The 16740-nt window shown below is 73.9% G+C and carries 12 protein-coding genes; 7 read left to right on the forward strand and 5 right to left on the reverse strand.

What is annotated here, in order from left to right; genetic code table 11:
* Nucleotides 1–63 precede the first annotated feature (63 nt).
* The gene (locus ABLE88_RS14415) at nucleotides 64–975 is read left to right on the forward strand and encodes an alpha-amylase family protein (protein ID WP_348832383.1); all 912 of its coding nucleotides are present in this window, start codon (nucleotides 64–66) and stop codon (nucleotides 973–975) included.
* Nucleotides 976–1033: 58 nt separating this feature from the next.
* Here ABLE88_RS14415 and purH read toward each other — a convergent pair whose 3' ends face one another.
* The 3 genes from purH to ABLE88_RS14430 all read right to left on the reverse strand — a co-directional run bounded on the left by purH (nucleotide 1034) and on the right by ABLE88_RS14430 (nucleotide 6030).
* The gene (gene purH / locus ABLE88_RS14420; protein ID WP_348832384.1) at nucleotides 1034–2623 is read right to left on the reverse strand and encodes a bifunctional phosphoribosylaminoimidazolecarboxamide formyltransferase/IMP cyclohydrolase; all 1590 of its coding nucleotides are present in this window, start codon (nucleotides 2621–2623) and stop codon (nucleotides 1034–1036) included.
* A gap of 110 nt (nucleotides 2624–2733) precedes the next feature.
* On the reverse strand, nucleotides 2734–4449 hold the full coding sequence (locus ABLE88_RS14425; RefSeq protein WP_348832385.1) for a heparinase II/III family protein: 1716 nt from the start codon (nucleotides 4447–4449) through the stop codon (nucleotides 2734–2736).
* A 207-nt stretch (nucleotides 4450–4656) separates the two neighbouring features.
* Nucleotides 4657–6030, reverse strand: coding sequence for an RsmB/NOP family class I SAM-dependent RNA methyltransferase (locus ABLE88_RS14430; protein ID WP_510182902.1), 1374 nt, complete (start codon nucleotides 6028–6030; stop codon nucleotides 4657–4659).
* Nucleotides 6031–6249: 219 nt separating this feature from the next.
* Between ABLE88_RS14430 and ABLE88_RS14435 the strand changes: the two genes are divergently transcribed.
* Both ABLE88_RS14435 and ABLE88_RS14440 read left to right on the forward strand, forming a co-directional pair.
* Complete coding sequence (locus ABLE88_RS14435) at nucleotides 6250–7545, forward strand: adenylosuccinate synthase (RefSeq protein WP_348832387.1); 1296 nt, start codon at nucleotides 6250–6252, stop codon at nucleotides 7543–7545.
* A 36-nt stretch (nucleotides 7546–7581) separates the two neighbouring features.
* Nucleotides 7582–8967 (forward strand): hypothetical protein, encoded by a 1386-nt coding sequence (locus tag ABLE88_RS14440; RefSeq protein ID WP_348832388.1) that lies wholly within the window; start codon nucleotides 7582–7584, stop codon nucleotides 8965–8967.
* A 27-nt stretch (nucleotides 8968–8994) separates the two neighbouring features.
* Here the strand turns inward: ABLE88_RS14440 and mutS are convergent, their stop codons facing one another.
* Both mutS and htpX read right to left on the reverse strand, forming a co-directional pair.
* On the reverse strand, nucleotides 8995–11709 hold the full coding sequence (gene mutS / locus ABLE88_RS14445; RefSeq protein WP_348832389.1) for a DNA mismatch repair protein MutS: 2715 nt from the start codon (nucleotides 11707–11709) through the stop codon (nucleotides 8995–8997).
* Between the two features lie 234 nt (nucleotides 11710–11943).
* Nucleotides 11944–12888 (reverse strand): zinc metalloprotease HtpX, encoded by a 945-nt coding sequence (htpX, locus tag ABLE88_RS14450; RefSeq protein WP_348832390.1) that lies wholly within the window; start codon nucleotides 12886–12888, stop codon nucleotides 11944–11946.
* A 360-nt stretch (nucleotides 12889–13248) separates the two neighbouring features.
* On the opposite strand from htpX, the gene fae reads away from it, so the two are divergent.
* The 4 genes from fae (at nucleotide 13249) to ABLE88_RS14470 (ending at nucleotide 16737) form a co-directional block, all read left to right on the forward strand.
* Complete coding sequence (fae, locus tag ABLE88_RS14455; protein ID WP_348832391.1) at nucleotides 13249–13755, forward strand: formaldehyde-activating enzyme; 507 nt, start codon at nucleotides 13249–13251, stop codon at nucleotides 13753–13755.
* A 149-nt stretch (nucleotides 13756–13904) separates the two neighbouring features.
* Nucleotides 13905–14801 carry an NAD(P)-dependent methylenetetrahydromethanopterin dehydrogenase gene (locus ABLE88_RS14460; protein ID WP_348832392.1) on the forward strand — a complete coding sequence of 299 codons (897 nt, stop codon included), beginning with the start codon at nucleotides 13905–13907 and terminating at the stop codon, nucleotides 14799–14801.
* A 57-nt stretch (nucleotides 14802–14858) separates the two neighbouring features.
* A complete protein-coding gene (gene mch, locus ABLE88_RS14465; protein WP_348832563.1) occupies nucleotides 14859–15812 on the forward strand; it encodes a methenyltetrahydromethanopterin cyclohydrolase in 954 nt (317 codons plus the stop codon).
* Nucleotide 15813: 1 nt separating this feature from the next.
* Nucleotides 15814–16737 (forward strand): RimK family alpha-L-glutamate ligase, encoded by a 924-nt coding sequence (locus ABLE88_RS14470; protein ID WP_348832393.1) that lies wholly within the window; start codon nucleotides 15814–15816, stop codon nucleotides 16735–16737.
* The last annotated feature ends 3 nt before the right edge of the window (nucleotides 16738–16740 follow it).

The raw sequence follows: 16740 nt of genomic DNA on the forward strand, positions 1-16740 counted from the left end.
CCGCGCTCCTGCGGCGCCGCCGGGCCTTGCCGGCACGCCGCCACCCAACATATGCATGGCGGCATGGATCGTCGCACCCTCATCATCGCCGCAGGCTCGGCCGCGCTCGGCGCCCTCGGCGCCGATCTCCTCCTGCGCGAGAACCGGGCGCCGACGCCGCCCCCGCCTGCGCCGGTCAGCCCGGCGGATGCCACCGCCAGCATCGACCCGCCGGAGCGCAACCTGATCGACGGCATCGTCTGGCAGCTGCTCGCCAGCATGCTCGACCCGCACGGCGAGTGGCAGCGCATCGGCGCCCGCTCGCTGCTGCTGCAATGGACGGTGCTGGACGGGGTGTCCTTCATCCCCAACCTGCCCGGCCTGCCGACCATCGAGGACGCGCCCAATTGGCGGCGCATCCAGCGCGAGCCGTGGGCCAAGAACATCATCATGGGCCTTGCCTCCTCCGGCAACGAGCCCAATGCGCGGCGCGACGTGGCCCAGCTCGCGGCGCTCTCGGCCAAGATCGCCCGCGCGAAGCTGCCGTTCCGGCCGTCGGCCTATTATTTCCCGGTGGAGATCGACCCCACCTGGCAGGCGGCGGGCCAGATCGGGCCGCTGCTCGCCGACATCCCGCGCCCGCTGTGGGTGAGCTGCTACGACAATTCCAACGTCGGCGGCGCCGCGCTGGGCGACTGGCTGGCGAGCTTCCTGCCCAAGGACGTGGGCGTGCTGCTGCAGGACGGCCTCGGCCTGCACATGCGCACCGCCGAATCGGCGCGGCAATATGTGGAGGCGCTGCGCGCCCGGCTCGGGCCGGAGCGCGTCGCGCTGATCGCCGAGGCGTTCCGCCCCGACGGCGCGGGCGGCATGCGCGCCGCCACGGCGCAGGAGCTGCGGCCCCAGCTCGACACCTATCGCGGCATCGAGACCTACGTGTTCGAGGGCCCGCACTGGCTGAACCGCCGGCTCATCCGCCAGCTGATCGAAGGCTGAGCGCCCCGGCCGCCGGTGCGCCGGCCGCCGGAGGCCGGAAGGCGCGCGCCCCGCCGCCTCAGTGGCGGAAGTGCCGCACCCCGGTGAACACCATGGCGAGGCCGGCGGCGTCGGCGGCGTCGATCACCTCCTGGTCGCGCATGGAGCCGCCCGGCTGGATCACCGCCGTGGCGCCGGCCGCCACCGCCGCCAAAAGCCCGTCCGCGAACGGGAAGAAGGCGTCGGACGCCACCACGGAGCCCTTCGTCAGCGGCTCCGGCAGGCCCGCCGCCTCGGCCGCGTCCTGCGCCTTGCGGGCGGCGATGCGCGCCGAATCCACCCGGCTCATCTGCCCCGCGCCGATGCCCACCGTGGCGCCGTCCTTGGCATAGACGATGGTGTTCGACTTCACGTGCTTGGCCACCCGGAAGGCGAAGCGCAGATCGGCGAGCTCGGTGTTCGTGGGCGCGCGCCGCGTCACCACCTTGAGCTCCAAATCGTCGGCGCTGGCATTGTCGCGGCCCTGCACCAGCAGGCCGCCGGCCACGGTGCGCACGTCGAGCCCGCGCGCGCGCGGGTCCGGCAGGGCGCCGGTCAGCAGCAGGCGCAGGTTCTTCTTGGCGCCCACGACCGCGATCGCCTCCTCGGTGGCGTCGGGGGCGACGATCACCTCGGTGAAGATCTCCACCATCGCCCGCGCCGCGTCCACATCCAGGGTTTGGTTGACGGCGATGATGCCGCCGAACGCCGAGACCGGGTCACAGGCGAGCGCCTTGGCGTAGGCGTCCTGGAGCGAGGCGCCCTCGGCCACCCCGCAGGGATTGGCGTGCTTGACGATCACCACCGCCGCGGTGCGCGCGGGGTCGAACTCCGCCACCGCCTCGAAGGCGGCGTTGGTGTCGTTGATGTTGTTGAAGGAGAGCTGCTTGCCCTGCACCTGTCGGGCGGTGGCGACGCCGGGCCGGCGCTCGTCGGAGGCATAGAACGCCGCGCTCTGGTGCGGATTCTCGCCGTAGCGCAGGGCCTCCAGAAGCTTGCCGCCGAAGGCGCGGTAGGGCGGCGCGTCGAGCTTCAGCTCGCCGGCGAGCCAGTTGGAGATGGCGGCGTCATAGGCCGCGGTGCGGGCATAGGCGGCCTGGGCGAGGCGCCGGCGCAGCGCCAGGGTGGTGCCGCCGTGCTCGGCGATCTCCGCCAGCACCGCCTCGTAGTCGGCGGCGTCCACCACCACCGCCACGTCGTGGTGGTTCTTGGCGGCGCCGCGGATCAGCGCCGGACCGCCGATGTCGATGTTCTCGACGGTCTCGTCGAAATCGGCGCCGCGCGCCACCGTCGCCTCGAACGGGTAGAGGTTCACCACCACCAGGTCGATGGGGGCGATGGCGTGCTCGGCGAGGGAGGCCTGGTGGCCGGCATCGGCGCGAATCGCCAGGATGCCGCCATGGACCTTCGGGTGCAGGGTCTTCACCCGCCCGTCCATCATCTCCGGAAATCCGGTGAGGTCGGCGACGTCCTTCACCTCGAGGCCGGCCTCGGCGAGCGCCTTGCGGGTGCCGCCGGTGGAGACCAGCTCGACCCCGCCTTTGGCGAGCGCGGCCGCGAACGGCACCAGCCCGGCTTTGTCCGACACCGAGAGGAGGGCGCGGGTGACGGGACGGACATCGGCGGTCATGAGGCGGCTCCAGCGTTCTGAACGCCGCTCGCCTATCACCATTGGGGCCGAGGTGGAAGCCGATGCCGGCGCAGACCCGCGCCCCGGACCAGCCGGGGCATGACGATCCGCTAGCGCGCGGCGGTCGCCTCGCGGGTGCGCACGAAGGTCCAGATCAGGCGCGGCGTGCGCGCGACCGTGCCGGCGAGCACCAGCTGCGCCGTGCGGCGCGGGCCGCCCGGGGCGGCGAGATAGACGCTCTCCTCCACCGCGAGCGGCACGTGCGGCGCGGCGAAGGCCCAGGCTTCGCCGTTGGGCAGGCTGAGCAGCGCGGTGTGGGGATCGTCGAGGCGCTCCACCCGCACCGAGGGATGGAGGTGGAAGCGCACGGCGAACGGCGCATCCGGCGCCGCCGCGCCCTCGGCGCCGGCGCGGAACACGTCCTCGCCGTCGAGCCGCCCGCCGTCCACGGCGAGCCGGAACGAGCGCTGATGGACGATGCCGAATTGGTCGAGATAGCCGTCGTGGCTCGCCCGCAGCAGCACCGCGCCGGCGCGGGCGCCGCGCTGCACGTCCACGGTCCGCGGCCCGGCGACGATGGGCACGCCCATGATGCGCGTCGCCCGCGCGCCGGCGAGGAAGCGGCAGGAGGAGGTGTCGGCGATCACCGCCGTGGAGTGGGCGGCGGTGGCGCGCGCCACCTGCCGCCAGGTGTCGCGGCCGATGGCGGGGACGCCGCAATTGACCACCATGCGGCTGCGCCCGGAGGAGAACTCGAAGGCGAGGCAGCTGGCATGGGCCTCCCAGCTGGCGGAGACCGGGGGCGGGGCGCCGGTGTCGGCGATCAGCACGCAGCCCCGGCCCTCGAGCCGCTGGTAGCCGCTATAGGGCGCGTTCGCCACCGGGGCGCCGCGCGCGTCGTCGAAGGCGAGGATGGTGGCGAGCTGGTCCGCCGCGGTGTGGCCCATGCCGTTGAAATGGGCGAAGGCGCCGTCGCCGTGCCGGAAGAAGCGCAGCATGGGCATCATCCGGTCGACCGCGTTCATCATCGCCGCCGGCGCCGGCATGTTGCGCGCCGCAAACGCCTGGCGCAGCGGCAGAAGATCGAGCAGCAGGTCGATCAGCATGCCGGGATTGCGCGACAGCGGCCCGCCGTCGGGCAGGATCTGCCGGTCCAGCTCCTCGGCGAGGCGGCGCTCGGCGGCCTTCAGCAGCCGGCTCTGGTCCGACATGCACAGGCCGGCGAAGGTGAGGGCGAGCAGCGCCAGCAGGCGCGGATAGCCGTCCGGCGCCTCGCCCGCCGCGCGGCGCAATTGCCGCACCTGCCGGGCCAGCGAGCGCATGAAGCGGCGGTAGAAATCGTGGTCGGCGTCCTGCAGCAGGAAGGTCGCCTGGGTGAGCCAGGAGATGATGCGCCGGGAGGTCACGTCCGAACGGGCGGCGACCGCGCACGCGGCGCCGGGATCGCGCATCCAGTCGCCCACAAGGGCGCGGGCATTGGCGCGGGCGATGGTGGTGCCGGCGGTGCGCAGGTGCCGGAGCCAGCCGAAGCCGTGCAGCGCCTCGGCCCATTCGATGGAGGGCGGCACCAGCTCGAACGGGGTGCGCCCGTCGAGGCTCACCACCTTGCCGGCGAAGGCGAAGCGGCCGGCATAGAGTTCGCTGGCGAGCGTGGCGTCGCCGGTGCGCAGGTCCTGGGGGGCGATCAGCAGGCGTTCCGGCACCGGCACCGGGACGTAAGCGAGCGCGACGTCGCCGCCGCCGGCCCGCGCCACCAGCGCGCGCAGCCACGCGCCGGCGACGATGCCGGCCAGTCGTGCGCGTTCCGGAACGCTGCCCCGGCTCACTTTGCTCCCCGCTCCCTTGCGCCCCGCTCCCGCGCGGCCGCCGAGGACGACCGCCGGCAGGCTCAGGGTGCCGCGCCCGCGCAGGGCTCCCAGCGCGCCCCCAGACCTGCCGCCGCTCTCGTCCATCGGCTCCTGTCCCTTCCGGCGGCGGTGCCTGTCGGCCCGCGCGCCCTTCATCCCGGCCGGGCGCCGCGCCGCCCGCTTGCCTCACGGCAGGCGGCGCAGCCGCGTCGCGAAGAAGCCGTCGAGGCCGGACCGTTCCGGCTCCCCGCGCGCCCATCCGCTGGGTAGAGTGCGCAATTCCCCTTGAGGAGTTATGAACGGATCGATGCCGGCGATCTCGCCCGGCGCCAGCGGCGCGCGCACGAAGTCGGGACGGGCGGCGAGCAGACGCTGCGCCTGGGCCTCGCCCTCTTCCGGCTCGAGCGAGCAGGTGGAATAGACCAGCAGGCCCCCCGGCCGCACCAGATCGGCGGCATGGGCGATCAGCCGGCCCTGCAGCTCGGCCAGCGCCGCCACGTCGGCGGGGCGCTTGGTGAGCGCGATGTCGGGATGGCGGCGCAGCGTCCCGGTGGCGCTGCAGGGGGCGTCGAGCAGCACCGCGTCGAACGGCTCCGGGCGGAACTGGAGCACGTCCTGCACCACCACGTCGGCGGCGAGCTTGAGCCGGGCGAGGTTGTCCTTCAGCCGGCCGATGCGCGCGCCGGAGCGGTCGACGGCGGTCACGCGGGCGCCGGCGTTCGCGAGCTGCGCGGTCTTGCCGCCCGGGGCGGCGCACAGATCGGCCACCCTGAGGCCCGCCACGTCGCCCAAGAGGCGCGCGGGCAATGCGGCGGCGGCGTCCTGCACCCACCATTCGCCCTCGGCGAAGCCCGGCAGCGCGCGCACCGGGCCGGCCTGGAGGATGCGCACCGAGCCGGTGGGCAGCACCTCGCCGCTGAGCGCCTGCGCCCAGCGTTCGGGGTCGGACTTGACGGTGACGTCGAGCGGCGGCTCCACCGCATTGATGGCGCAGATGGCGCGCGCGACTTCGGCGCCATAGGCGGCGGTCCAGCGCGCGCGCAGCCAGTCCGGCGTGTCGGCGGCAAGCGGGTCGATGCCGGCGAGCAGCGCCTCCTTCTCCCGCGCCAGCCGGCGCAGCACCGCATTGGCGAGGGCGGCGAAGCCCGCGGTGGAGCGGTCGGCGCGGGCGAGGTCGACGCTGAGGCCCACCGCCGCGTGGTCCGGCACCTCCATGAACAGCAGCTGCGTCGCCCCCACCAGCAGCACCGGCTCGAGGCGCGGCGCGGACTTCGGCAGGCCGCGCTCCAGCAGCTTGCCGAGCACCAGGCGCAGGGTGCCGAGGCGCCGCACCGCGGTCGCCATGATGCGGAAGGCGAGCGCCCGGTCGCGCGGCTCGAGCGCGGGATCGAAGCCCTCGGCGGCCTCCTCCAGCGCGCAGCCCTGGCGCAGCACCTTCTCGAGCCCGTCCACCGCCAGGACGCGGGCGGCGAGGCCGGGCGGCGGGGGCGGCGGCGGGCGACGGGCGGGCGGCCGGCGCGGCGCGCCGGGGGCGGAGGACAAGCGAGGTGGTGATTTCATCGCCGCAGATAGAGCACGAAGCGCGGGCCAAACCAACTCGGGGCCCTTGCGGGCGGCGCCGGCCGTTAGCCGGACACCACCCCACGCGCTCCGAACCTTGCCTCCCGCGCCCCGATCCCGTAAGACGCCAGCTAAACGCCCCGGACCAGCGCCGGGGCTTTGTTTTGTCGCGCGCGGCGCCAAGCGAAGGCCCGCGCCGCTTCGAGGAGGCTCCACCCCGTGGCCAACGTGGTCGTGGTCGGCTCGCAATGGGGCGACGAAGGCAAGGGCAAGATCGTCGACTGGCTCTCCGAGCAGGCGGACGTGGTGGTCCGCTTCCAGGGCGGCCACAATGCCGGCCATACGCTGGTGGTGGGCGGCGTCACCTATAAATTGTCGCTGCTGCCCTCCGGCGTGGTGCGCCCCGGCAAGCTCTCGGTGATCGGCAACGGCGTGGTGCTCGATCCCCAGGCGCTGGTGGACGAGCTCAAGCGCCTCGCCGCGCAGGGGGTCGAGGTGGGCCCCGAGCGCCTGCGCATCGCCGAGACCACGCCGCTGATCCTGCCGCTGCACCGCGAGCTCGACGCTTTGCGCGAGAATGCGACCACCGAGACCGCGCGCATCGGCACCACCAAGCGCGGCATCGGCCCCGCCTACGAGGACAAGGTGGGACGGCGCGCCATCCGCCTGGTGGACCTCGCCGATCCCTCGACCCTGCCGGGCAAGGTGGAGCGGCTGCTCGCCCACCACAATCTGATCCGCCGCGGCCTCGGCGTGCCCGAGGTGGACGCGGTGACCCTGGTGTGCGAGCTGAACGCCATCGCCCCCCTGGTGCTGCCCTTCATGGACCGGGTGTGGGAGCTGCTCGACCGCGCCCGGCGCGAGGGCAAGAAGATCCTGTTCGAGGGCGCCCAGGGGGCGCTGCTGGACATCGACCACGGCACCTATCCCTTCGTGACCTCCTCCAATACCGTGGCGGGGGCGGCCTCCAGCGGCTCGGGCATCGGCCCCGGCGCGCTCGACTACGTGCTCGGCATCACCAAGGCCTACACCACGCGGGTCGGCGGCGGCCCCTTCCCCACCGAGCTCACCGACGCGGTCGGCAAGACGCTCGGCGAGAAGGGCCGCGAGTTCGGCGTCGTCACCGGCCGGCCGCGGCGCTGCGGCTGGTTCGACGCGGTGCTGGTGCGCCAGACCGTGCGCACCTGCGGCATCCACGGCATCGCTCTGACCAAGCTCGATGTGCTGGACGGATTTACCGAACTGAAGGTTTGCGTCGGCTACACCGTCGACGGCAGGCAGATCGACCACCTGCCGGCGGAGAGCGGCGCGCAGGCACGCGCCGAGCCGATCTACGAGACCATGGAAGGCTGGCAGGATTCCACCGCCGGGGCGCGGTCCTGGGCGGATCTGCCGGCGGAGGCGGTGAAATATGTGCGCCGCGTGGAGGAGCTGATCGGCTGCCCCGTGGCGGTCTTGTCCACAAGCCCGGAGCGCGACGACACCATACTGGTGCATAATCCTTTCCAGGCCTGATCCCGGGCCGCCCACGGAACGCGAAGCAAAGTCCCGATGGCCGATTATTTCCCGCTTCTGGCTCGCGCCGTTTCGAGCCTGCCGCAGAAGAGCGCCGAAAGCCGCCGCGCGGTCTATGACCGCGCCCGCGCGACGCTGCTGCGCCAGCTGCGCAGCGTCGACCCGCCGCTGCCGGAAGGCGAGATCACCCGCGAGCGGATGTCGCTGGAGGACGCCATCCGCCGGGTGGAGGCGGACTTCGCCGCGCCGCCGGATGCGGACGCGCCCGCCGCCGACGCGGCCGCGCCGGCCCCGCCGGCCACCCCGCCGGCCTTGCGCCCGCCCGCCCAAAGCGAGCCGCGCCGCATCGCGCCGCGCGCCGCGCCGGCGAACGACGGCGCCCCCGACGCGCCCGGCGCCGAGCCGCGCCGCCGCGAGCCGCCCCCGCCGCCCCCGCCGCGCCCGCGTCCGGCCGAGGACGAGGACGAGGACGACGAGACCGAGGCGGCCGAGGCCGGCGGCGATCCGCGCCCGGCGCTGCGCCGGGGCGAGGTGCGCAGCCGCGGCGCCGCCAACGGGGCCAACGGCGCCAAGCGCAAGGCGCGCCGGGGCGAGTCCGGCGGCTCGTGGCAGAAGCTGATCCTGTGGGTGCTGGTGGCCGGCGTGGTGCTGGGCGGCGCCGCCCTCGCCGTGGTCAACCGCCATCTCCTCCTCGGCGGCGACCAAAGCGCGCCCTCCGCCGCCTCCGACGCCCCCAAGAGCGCCGACCGCGTCGCGCCCACGAGCGACGGCGCGCGGCGCACGGCGGCCCCGCGCGCCGCCTCCGGCACCGCCCAGCGCGCGGTGCTGCTGGAGGAGAGCCCGGGCGGCGGCCAGCCCCAGAGCTTCGACGGCACGGTGACCTGGAAGACCGAGACGGTGAGCGCCGGCCCCGGCCTGCCGCCCGACATCGGCGTGCGCGGCGAGGTCACCATCCCCGAGCGCCAGATCGCCATGGCCTTCATCCTGCGGCGCAACACCGACCAGACGCTGCCCGCCTCCCACACGGTCGAGGTGTCGTTCTCGCTGCCGAAGGACTTCCCGTTCGGCGACGTGGCGAGCGTGCCGCTGATCGCCGCCAAGCCCAATCCGCAGGCGCGCGGCACGCCGCTCGCGGGCCTCTCGGTGAAGGTGAACCCGACCTTGTTCCTGGTCGGCCTCTCGCCCGGCGCCGCGGAGAAGCAGCGCAACCTCGCTCTGCTGCAATTCTCGCCGTGGATCGACGTGCCGATCGTGTTCTCCAACAGCAAGCGCGCGCTGATCACTTTGGAGAAGGGCGAGCCGGGCGACCAGGCGTTCAGCGACGCCTTCTCGGCCTGGGGCGAGCTGCTGCCGCGCCCGACGCCGGAGCAGCAGCAGCAGCAGCAGCAGCAGGCGCCGCCCCAGCAGCCACGTCCGCAATGAGCGGGGGCGGGGGGACACGTCCGCAGTTCAGTCCGCCAACCCCTTGAGGCGGTAGAGCGCCTCCAGCGCGTCGCGCGGGCTCATGGCGTCCGGATCGAGGCCGGCGAGCGCCGCGCGCAGCGGGTCGGGCCCCGCAGGCGGCGCCGGCGCCGCGGCCGCCGGCCGCAGGGCCGCGAACAGCGGCAGGTCGTCCACCAGCTTCTGCGCCGGCGAGGCGCGCTCGGCCGCCTCCAGCTCCGCCAGCACCGCCTTGGCGCGGGCGATCACCGGCGCCGGCAGGCCGGCGAGCTTGGCCACCTGGATGCCGTAGGAGCGGTCCGCCGCCCCCGGCACCACCTCGTGCAGGAAGATCACGTCGCCCTGCCACTCGGTGACCTTCACCGTGGCGTTGACGAGCCGCCGGCAGCGCTGGGAGAGCGCGGTCAATTCGTGGAAATGGGTGGCGAACAGCGCCCGGCAGCCATTCACCTCGTGCAGGTGCTCAAGGCTCGCCCAGGCGATGGACATGCCGTCGAAGGTGGCCGTGCCGCGGCCGATCTCGTCGAGGATCACCAGCGAGCGACGGGTCGCCTGGTTGAGGATGGCGGCGGTCTCCACCATCTCCACCATGAAGGTGGAGCGCCCGCGCGCCAGGTCGTCGGCCGCCCCCACGCGGGAGAACAGGCGGTCCACCACGCCGATGCGCGCGGCGCGCGCCGGCACGAAGGCCCCCGCCTGGGCGAGCACGCAGATCAGCGCGTTCTGCCGCAGGAAGGTGGACTTGCCCGCCATGTTCGGCCCGGTGACGAGGACGATGCGCCCCTCGGCCTCGCCCTCGGGCGGGGAGAGGTCGCAATCGTTGGGCACGAACGGGCCGCCGTCGCGGGCGAGCGCCTGCTCCACCACCGGGTGCCGCCCGCCCTCGATGCGGAACGCGGCCCCCTCTTCCATGCGCGGGCGCACATGGCGCTCGGACACCGCGAGCTCGGCGAGGCTCGCGGCGACGTCGAGCTCGGCCAGCGCCTCGGCGGCGGCGCGGATGGCGGGCGCGGCCGCGACCACTTCCGCGGCGAGCCGATCGAAGATCGCCTGCTCCAGGCCCAGCGCCCGCTCGCCGGCGGAGGCGATGCGGCTTTCCAGCTCGCCCAGCTCGACGCTCGAGAAGCGCACCGCCCCGGCCATGGTCTGGCGGTGCACGAACACGGCGGCGAACGGCGGCTCGCGCAGCCGGTCGGCGTTCTGGGCGGTCACCTCGACGAAGTAGCCCAGCACCGCATTGTGGCGGATCTTCAAGGACTTGACGCCGGTCTCCTCGACATAGCGGCGCTCCAGGGCCGCCACCACGCGCCGGCTCTCGTCGCGCAAGGCGCGGGTGGCGTCGAGGTCGCCGTCATAGCCCTTGGCGACGAAGCCGCCGTCGCGCCGGTGCGCCGGCAGCTCCTCGGCGAGCGCCGCGGCGAGGCGGGCGGCGAGCGCGGCATCCACCGCCGCCAGCGCGGCGGCGGCGCGGGCGAGGTCGGCCGGCGGCGCGGCGCCGAACACCGCCGCAAGGTCCAGCGCGCCGGAAAGCCCGTCGCGCACGGCGGCGAGGTCGCGCGGCCCGCCGCGGGCGAGCGCGAGCCGGGTGAGGGCGCGCGCCATGTCGGGCGCGCGCGACAGGCGGGCGCGCAGATCGGCCCGCAGCCCGCCGTCGGCGGCGAGAAAATCGAGCGCGTCGTGGCGCGCGCGGATGGCGGCAAGGTCGGTGAGCGGCTCGGCGATGCGCCGCGCCAGCAGCCGCGCGCCGGCCGCCGTCACCGTGCGGTCCACCGCGTGGAGCAGCGAGCCGCGCCGCTCGCCGGAGGTGGTGCGCACCAGCTCCAGATTGGCGCGGGTGCCGGCGTCGATAGCCATCACATCGCCCGGCGCCTCCTTGCGCGGCGGCGCGAGCACGGGCCGCGCGCCGAGCTGGGTGCGCTCCACATAGGCCACCACCGCGGCGGCGGCGATCAGCTCGGCGCGGGTGAAGGCGCCGAAGCCGTCCAGCGCCGCGACGCCGAAGAAGGCGGACAGGCGCTTGTCCGCGCTCGCCCCGTCGAACGAGGCGCGCGGCAAAGGCGTGACCGCCGGCAGCTCGCGCAGGATCGCCTTCAGCTCGGCGTCCTCATAGAGCGCGTCGGAGACCAGAAGCTCGGCCGGGTCGATGCGGGCGAGGTCGCCGGCCAGCGCCTCGGCGCCGGTGGCGATCACCCGGAACGCCCCGGTGGACATGTCGGTGAAGGCGACGGCGTAGGCGAAGTCCGCGCCCGAGGCGCCGGTGCGGGCGAGCGCGGCGAGCACGTTCTCGCGCCGCGCGTCGAGCAGCGCGTCCTCGGTGAGGGTGCCGGGGGTGACGAGCCGCGTCACGTCGCGCCGCACCACGCTCTTCGGGCCGCGCTTCTTCGCCTCGGCGGGGTCCTCCAGCTGCTCGCACACCGAAACCCGGAAGCCGAGCGCGATCAGCTTGTGGAGATATTCCTCCGCCCGCTCGATCGGCACCCCGCACATGGGGATGTCCTCGCCCAGATGCTTGCCGCGCTTGGTGAGCACGATGCCGAGCGCGCGCGAGGCGGCCTCGGCGTCGGCGAAGAACAGCTCGTAGAAGTCGCCCATGCGGTAGAACAGGAGGCTGTCCGGGTTCGCCGCCTTGATCTCCAGGTACTGCGCCATCATCGGCGTGACGCGCGCCTCCTCCGCCTTGGCGAGCGGGGCTGAGGAAGGTGGGGCGGGCGCGTGGGCGGTCATGGGTGGCGAGGCTAAAGGGCGCGGGCCGCCGTGTCAGCGCGGAAGGTCGGGCCTTCGACAGGAAAAGGGGGGCGGCTCGCACGCCGTCTCCAAAGCCCGCGCCTGATTGTGGGCGGGAGCATCGCATCTGCGCCTCCGCTCGACCTTCGGCGCGCTACCCCCTCCCCCTTAGGGGGAGGGGCGCCGCCTTTGGCGGGACCTGGCGCCGTGCCGCCGCTTGCGGAAGAGCGCCCCTCACCCCCAGGGGCCGCGCCGGCCGCCTTGGCCGCCCCAGGGCCCGCGCGGGGCGGGGCCGGCAGGAGCGGGGCGGGCGCCGCCGCGGCCGGCGCCCATGCGCCGGGCGAGCTCGGCGAGCGCGGCGATGCGGTTCTCCGCCGCCGGATGGGTGGAGAACAGATTGTCCATCCGCGCCCCAGACAGGGGATTGATGATGAACATGTGCGCGGTGGCGGGATTGGCCTCGGCCTCGTAATTGGGCACCTGGTGGGCGGCGCCGGAGATCTTGCCGAGGGCGCTGGCGAGCGCCATGGGGTTGCCGGAAATCTCGGCGCCGCCCCGGTCCGCCTCGTATTCGCGCGAGCGCGAGATCGCCATCTGCACCACCATGGCGGCGAGCGGGGCGAGGATCACCATGGCGATGGTGCCGATGGCGCCGAACGGGCTGCCGCCCTCCCGATTGTGGCCGCCGCCGAAGAACATGCCGAAGTTCGCCAGCATGGAGATGGCGCCGGCGATGGTGGCGGTCAACGTCATGGTGAGGGTGTCGTAGTGCTTGATGTGCGCCAGTTCGTGCGCCATCACGCCCGCCACCTCGTCGGGGGTGAGCATCTCCAGCAGGCCGGTGGTGGCGGCGACCGCCGCGTTCTGCGGGTTGCGGCCGGTGGCGAAGGCGTTGGGCTGCGGGTTGTCCATGATGTAGACCTTGGGCATGGGCAGGCCCGCATTGTGCGCCAGCTGGCGCACCATGGAGACCAGCTGCGGGGCGGTGCGGTCGTCCACCTCGCGCGCGCCGTACATGCGCAGGACCATCTTGTCCGCGTTCCAGTAGCTGAAGATGTTCGTCGCCGCGGCGACCAGGAAGGCGATCATCATGCCGCCCTGCCCGCCGATCATGTAGCCGACGCCCATGAACAGCGCGGTCATGCCCGCCAGCAGGATCGCCGTCTTCAGGTGGTTCATCGTCCTCCTCCACCAATCCGGCCTTGCGCCGGATCGTCGCAATTAGGATGGGAAGCGTGGCCTTCCGCTGCAAGAGGCGACCGCGCGGCGCGCGCCGGCGCGTTTTCTGCTGTCGCGCCCGGCCCGAGGCGCGCCGCCTGCGACGCCCCCTGCGCTGGGGCCCGCTTTCCCTGCGCTGCCGCTCCGGCCGGCCGCAGCCCCGCTTGCTGGCGGCAGGTGGCTCGGCTAGGTTCGGCCGCGCTATCTGGCGAACCGGTCCGGCCTCCCCGCCGGACGCTGCAACAAGGATAGGCGGCGTGGAACCGCTGCCCGTTTCCGGCGGCGGCCACCCATGGATCCATCCGACGAGGGAGGCTGAAGATGGCGAAGATTTCCAAGGTCCTGGTGGGCGAGGCGCTGGTCGGCGAGGGCAACGAGGTCGCCCATATCGACCTCCTGATCGGCCCGCGCGGCAGCGCGGTCGAGACCGCGTTCTGCACCAGCCTGACCAACAACAAGGATGGCTTCACCTCGCTTCTGGCGGTGATCGCCCCGAACCTGCCGTGCAAGCCCAACACGGTGATGTTCAACAAGGTGACCATGAAGGACGCGCGCCAGGCGGTGCAGATGTTCGGCCCGGCCCAGTACGGCGTCGCCAAGGCGGTGCAGGACTGCGTCGCCGAGGGCACCATCCCCATGGCGGAGGCCGACGACGTGTTCATCTGCGTCGGCGTCTTCATCCACTGGGAGGCGGCGGACGACGCCAAGATCCAGCAGTTCAACTACGAGGCCACCAAGCTCGCGATCGAGCGCGCGGTCGCCGGCACGCCCACCGCGGCGACCGTGACCGCCGAGCGCGACAAGGCCAAGCACCCCTTCGCCGCCTGACCCCCCTCGGGCACCGAACCGGGACCGCCCGCACCTGGGCGATGCCGGCTCCTGAACGCACCTGGTGCGGGGTTGAAACCGCCGTGCCGTGACCTGCCGGGTCGCGGCGCGGCCACCCGCCGATGCCTCCCCCAACTGGAGCATCCCGAATGGCGGACCACGCCCCTGTCCTGCACATGATCTCGCCGCTGACCCAGGTCAGCCCGTTCGACGTGAACATGGCGTTCGACGCCGGCTATGCCAACGTGGCGCCCTACCCCCACGTGACGCTGGACGAGGTGCGCGGGCTCACGCAGGACATGATGTTCTCGCGCCCGCCCCAGGCCGCCCCCCGCACCGGCCTGTTCATCGGCGGTCGCGACGCGAGCCTTGCCCTCGACATGGCGGAAGCGGCGCGCGCGGCCCTGTTCCCGCCGTTCGAGATCTCGATCTTTCCCGATCCCTCCGGCGCCTTCACCACCGCCGCCGCGATGATCGCCAAGGTGGAGAAGCAGCTGTCCGGCCCCCGCCACGGCGGCCTCCAGGGGGCGGACGTGAAGGTGTTCGGCGCCACCGGCATCATCGGCTCCATCGCCGCCATCATCGCCGCGCAGGCGGGGGCCAGGGTGACGCTGGTGAGCCATCGTGGCCTGATGGCGGTGGAGCTCAAGGCGGCCGAGTTCAAGCAGCGCTTCGGTGTCGACCTCGCCTGCGACGCCGCGGAGAGCGACGCCGAGAAGGCGATGCTGCTCGCCGGCAGCGAGGTGGTGCTCAGCGCCGGGCGCGCGGGCGTGGAGATCCTCCCGGCGGCGGCGCTGGCCACCGCCGGCCGCCTGCTGGTGGCCGCGGACGTGAACGCGGTTCCCCCGTCCGGCATCGCCGGCATCGGCGCCTATGACGACGGGTCGGCGCTGGCGCACGGGGCCGGGGTGGGGATCGGCCCGCTCGCCATCGGCGACCTCAAATACCGCGTCCAGCACATGCTGCTGCAGCGCCTGCGGACCACCAGCCGGGCCCTCTACCTGGACCTCGGCGCCATCTTCGCGCTGGCGCGCGAGCTCGCCTGAGGAGGCGCCGTGACCGCCCGATCGAGCACCCCGCCTCCGGGCTCCGATCCTCCCGGCATCGCCCGCCCGAGCCTGTGCGCCTGCGTGCGCCCGCTGGTGGCGGCGCTCATCGCCGACGCCGCCGCCCTGCGCCTGTCCGTCGCGCGCAGCCCATCGGGGGCCCGCATCGTCGATGCCGGCATCGCCGCGCGCGGCGGCATCGAGGCCGGCCGGCGCATCGCCGAGATCGCCATGGGCGGGCTCGGCCGGGTCGCCCTGTCGCCCTGCGAGCGGTTCCCGCCCTGGTCCACTCTGGTCTCGGTGTCGAGCACCGACCCCGTGCTCGCCTGCCTCGCCAGCCAGTATGCCGGCTGGAGCCTGTCGGCGGAGGGGTTCTTTGCCCTGGGCTCGGGTCCGGGGCGGGCGGTGGCCCGCGTCGAGCCGCTGTTCGCGGCGCTCGGCTATGCCGATGAAGGCGACGCCGTGACCCTGGTGCTGGAAACCGGCCAAATGCCGCCGGAAACCGTGGTGGCCGAGATCGCCGCCCGTGCCGGCGTTCCGGCAGCGGCGGTCACGCTCATCCTCACCCCCACCGCCTCGCTTGCCGGCACGGTGCAGATCGTCGCCCGCACGCTCGAGGTGGCGCTGCACAAGGCGCACGCGCTGAACTTCCCCCTGGAGCGCATCGTCGACGGGCTCGCCAGCGCGCCGCTGCCGCCGCCCTCGCCCGATTTCCTCACCGCCATGGGCCGCACCAACGACGCGGTGCTGTACGGCGGCGCGGTGCAGCTGTTCGTCACCGGGCCGGCGGCGGCGGCGCGCGAGCTCGCCCGGCGCCTGCCCTCCAGCGCCTCGCACGACCACGGCCGGCCATTCGCCGACGTGTTCCAGGGCTATGGCTGCGATTTCTACAAGGTGGACCCCATGCTGTTCTCGCCCGCGCACGTGAGCGTGACCGCGCTGGACCACGGGACCACCTTCACCGCCGGCGGCTTCGCGCCCGATTTGCTCTCGCGCTCCTTCGGCGGCTGAGATGGCGCGCGCGCGGACCGGCGGCCGCAAAGGCGGCCAGGAGGGCGGGGTCGTCGTGTTCGCCGAGCGCGCCGACTGGCACGTGCGCCGGCTGCTGGCGGCCCTGAAGCGGCGCGGGAGCGCGGGCCGCGTCCTGTCGCTCGCGGCCTGCGGCTTTGCCGTCGGCGAGACCGCCCACGGCCTGCTTCTGCCCGGCTTCGGCGACACGCTGCCCAGCGCCTGCTTCGTGCGCTCGGTTCCCGCCGGCAGCTTCGAGCAGGTGACGCTGCGCCTCGGCGTGCTGCACGCGCTTTCGGCCCTGGGCGTGTCGGTGACGAACGACGCCCGCGCCATCGAGCGCTGCGTGGACAAGAGCGCCACCACCTTCCTGATCGCCCGCGCCGGCCTGCCCACCCCGCGCACGCTGGTGCTGGAGGACCTCAAGGCGGCGCAGTCGGTGATCGACGCGGCGCCCGGCGACACAGTGCTGAAGCCGCTGTTCGGCGCCCAGGGGCGCGGCCTCGCGCGCCTTGCGCCCAAAGCCGTGCTGCCGGCGCCGCAGGCGGTGGGATCGGTGTATTACCTGCAGGATTTCGTGGCGGCGGCCGCGCCGGAGGATTTCCGGGTGTTCGTGGTCGGCGGGCGCGCCGAGGCCGCCATGGCGCGGCGCGGCACCGGGTGGATCACCAACATCCACCAGGGCGCCACCGGCACGGCGGTCCCCGCGGACGGCGCGCTCGGCTTGCTCGCGGTCAAGGCGGCGCAGGCGGTGGGCGCCGACCATGCGGGGGTCGACATCATCGCCGACAAAGACGGCCGCCTGTTCGTGCTGGAGGTCAATTCCATGCCCGCCTGGAAGGGGCTGTTCGAGGCCACCGGGCGCGACATGGCCGAGCCCCTGGCCGCGCGGCTCGCGGTCCCCGCGCCCTTGCCCGCGCCCGCCTGAAGG

It is taken from the genome of Xanthobacter luteus, from assembly GCF_040049235.1.
Lineage (GTDB): Bacteria > Pseudomonadota > Alphaproteobacteria > Rhizobiales > Xanthobacteraceae > Xanthobacter.

Excerpts from the sequence above, each read along its gene's own strand:
- htpX (WP_348832390.1), bottom strand. The coding sequence starts at position 12,888 with ATGAACCACCTGAAGACGGCGATCCTGCTGGCGGGCATGACCGCGCTG.
- ABLE88_RS14470 (WP_348832393.1), top strand. The coding sequence starts at position 15,814 with ATGGCGCGCGCGCGGACCGGCGGCCGCAAAGGCGGCCAGGAGGGCGGG.
- ABLE88_RS14430 (WP_510182902.1), bottom strand. The coding sequence starts at position 6,030 with ATGAAATCACCACCTCGCTTGTCCTCCGCCCCCGGCGCGCCGCGCCGG.
- fae (WP_348832391.1), top strand. The coding sequence starts at position 13,249 with ATGGCGAAGATTTCCAAGGTCCTGGTGGGCGAGGCGCTGGTCGGCGAG.
- purH (WP_348832384.1), bottom strand. The coding sequence starts at position 2,623 with ATGACCGCCGATGTCCGTCCCGTCACCCGCGCCCTCCTCTCGGTGTCG.
- ABLE88_RS14415 (WP_348832383.1), top strand. The coding sequence starts at position 64 with ATGGATCGTCGCACCCTCATCATCGCCGCAGGCTCGGCCGCGCTCGGC.
- mutS (WP_348832389.1), bottom strand. The coding sequence starts at position 11,709 with ATGACCGCCCACGCGCCCGCCCCACCTTCCTCAGCCCCGCTCGCCAAG.
- ABLE88_RS14440 (WP_348832388.1), top strand. The coding sequence starts at position 7,582 with ATGGCCGATTATTTCCCGCTTCTGGCTCGCGCCGTTTCGAGCCTGCCG.
- ABLE88_RS14460 (WP_348832392.1), top strand. The coding sequence starts at position 13,905 with ATGGCGGACCACGCCCCTGTCCTGCACATGATCTCGCCGCTGACCCAG.